The 2,638-nt window shown below is 72.3% G+C and carries 2 protein-coding genes; both read left to right on the top strand.

Annotated elements, in window-relative coordinates; translation table 11 throughout:
* A partial coding sequence (locus G3I53_RS10225) for a PQQ-binding-like beta-propeller repeat protein (protein ID WP_239063740.1) occupies positions 1–1,695 on the top strand: 1,695 nt, incomplete at its 5' end.
* Between the two features lie 237 nt (positions 1,696–1,932).
* Complete coding sequence (locus G3I53_RS10220) at positions 1,933–2,634, top strand: LuxR C-terminal-related transcriptional regulator (protein WP_164333828.1); 702 nt, start codon at positions 1,933–1,935, stop codon at positions 2,632–2,634.
* Positions 2,635–2,638 lie beyond the last annotated feature (4 nt).

Raw genomic sequence — 2,638 nt, 5'->3', positions numbered from 1 at the left:
GCCGGCCCGCCGACGCCGGCGCAGGGTCCCGGCTACGGCTACCCGCAGCAGCCCCCCGCCGCCGGCTACGGCTACCCGGGCCAGCAGCCCGGACCGTACGGGCACCCGACCCCGCCGGCCGGCTACGGCCAGCCCGGCCCCTACGGCCAGCCGCAGCAGCAGCCGTACGGGCAGCCCGGCTACGGCTACCCGCACGCCACCGTGCCGATGCAGCCGCAGGCCCAGCCGCCGGGCGGCGGCCGCAGGTTCAACCCGCAGGTGGCGATCATCGTGGCGGCGGTCGCGGCCATCGCCCTGATCGTCGGCGGCGGCGTCATGTACGCGGCCGGCAAGGACGACGACAAGAACAACTCCGCCGACGGCGGCGGCGACAAGGGCGGCACGGACGCCAAGGGCGGCGACGACGGCGGCACCAGCGGCGGCAACGCGGGTGCCTCCGAGAAGGCGCCGGACGACCCCGCCTCCAAGGTCCTGTTCCAGGTGCCCGCCCCGAAGCCCCCCAAGGACAGCTCCAGCATCGTGGTCGCCGGCTCCTGGCTGACCGACAAGGTGTACGCCAAGAGCGGCATCGCCGAGATCGTCGGCTACGACCGCGACAAGGGCACCAAGCTGTGGACGGTCAAGCTGCCCGGCCCGGTGTGCGAGGCCAGCAGGCACGCCACCGACGACAACCGGACGGCGATCGTCTACAAGCCGGCCATGCCCACTAAGTCCGAGCCGCAGTCCTGCACCGAGGTCGCGGCGATCGACCTGGAGGCGGGCAAGGAGCTGTGGACCAAGACCGCCAAGGCCGGCACCCGCCCGATCAGCTTCAACAACGTCACCGTCAGCGGTGACACCGTCGCCGCAGGCAGCACCAGCGGCGGCGCCGCCTGGGAGATCGGCAGCGGCAAGCAGCTGTGGGCGCCCAAGCCGTCCGACTCCTGCTACGACTCCGGCTACGGCGGCGGCCCCAAGCTGGTCGCCGTGCGCAAGTGCGGTCCGTACTCCCAGCGCCAGTTGCACATCCAGACCATCGACCCGAAGTCCGGGAAGGTGGTCACCGAGTACAAGATGAGCGAGGGCATCGAGTACGCGAGCGTCGTGTCCACCGACCCGCTGGTCGTGGCCGCCGACGTCGGCGACTCCGCGGGCGACGGCAGCGGCATCTCCGACTTCTTCTCCGTCGACAACAAGACCGGCAAGCTGCGCGCCCGCATCTCCGCCCCCGGCGACGACTACGCGGCCCGCTGCGACGGCATCACCAAGATCGAGAAGTGCTCGGGGCTCGCCGTGGGCCAGGACAAGCTGTACATCGCCACCGAGGAGCACGAGGGCACCGGCAAGTACAGCGACACCAACGAGATCGTCGCCTTCGACCTGGCCACCGGGAAGCAGACCGGACAGCGCGCCGACGCCGGCGACGGCTACACGCTGACCCCGCTGCGCATGGACGGCGCCAACGTGATCGCGTACAAGCGGCCGCCGTACGACAAGGGCGGCGAGATCGTCAGCATCGACGGCGGCTCCTTCAAGCAGACGACGCTGCTGCGCAACCCGGCGACGGAGTCGGTGCGCGACGCCGAGACGAGCATGCTGCCCGAGTACTCGGAGATCCTGTTCTCGGACGGACAGCTCTACATGTCGGAGGTGTTCGCCAGTGACTACGAGAGCAGCAGGAAGGAATACCTGCTGATCGCTTTCGGAACCGGCTGACCGGCTCCCGAGGCCCCGTGACACGGCCCCGTCCCTGCTCAGGGACGGGGCCGTGCGCGTACCGCGCATCCGGTGCGCTTCGCCGCCGAATGAGAGAATCTCGGTGATCCGGGGCGATTCTCGCCGGTAGGGGGAGCGCGACGTCGAACAAGCGTGTAGCTTCCGGGGGCATCCGGGGGATGCGCACGGGGGTGCGGGTGCGAGTGGGAGTCCGGTGGGGGACTGGGGGGTTGCTCGATGGGAGTGCGGCTGATGGTGGTCGACGACCACCGTTTGCTCGCCGAGGCACTGGCCTCGGCGCTGAAGCTGCGGGGACACCGGGTGCTGGCCGCGGCCGCGCCCGTGGCGGGTGCGGCGGACCTGGTGATCAGCCGGGCGCCGGAGGTGTGCGTGCTGGGCACGGCGGCACCGGCGGAGCCGGGCATCTTCGACCCGGTGGTGAAGATCAAGCGGGAGCGGCCGCAGGTGGCGGTCCTGGTGCTGGGGCCGGTGCCGAGCCCCCGGGGGATCGCGGCGGCGTTCGCGTCCGGGGCGTCCGGCTACGTGCGGCACGACGAGCGCATCGAGACGGTGGAGCGCGCGATCATGAAGGCCCGCGCCGGGGAGGCCGCGGTGGCGCCGCAACTGCTCCAGGGGGCGTTCGGGGAGCTGCTCAATCCCGCGGTGCAGCCGGACGACGAGGGGAAGCGGCTGCTGCAGATGCTGACCCCGCGTGAGGTGGAGGTGCTGGTCCGGGTCGCCGAGGGCGAGGACACCCGCCTGATCGCGGCGGGCATGGGCATCGCGCCCTCGACCGCTCGCACCCACGTCCAGCGGGTGCTGATGAAGCTGGGGGTGGGCTCCCGGCTGGAGGCGGCGGCCCTGGCGGCCCGCACGGGCCTGCTGGACCGGGCGGGCCCGCTCCGCCCGGCGGACCTGCCGCCGTCCCGGGAGACCTGACCCG

It is taken from the genome of Streptomyces sp. SID14436 (genome assembly GCF_010548465.1).
In the GTDB taxonomy this organism is placed as follows: Bacteria; Actinomycetota; Actinomycetes; order Streptomycetales; family Streptomycetaceae; genus Streptomyces.
The sequence above is the reverse complement of the archived record's forward strand: the minus strand, read 5'-3'. Positions and strand labels throughout refer to the sequence as shown.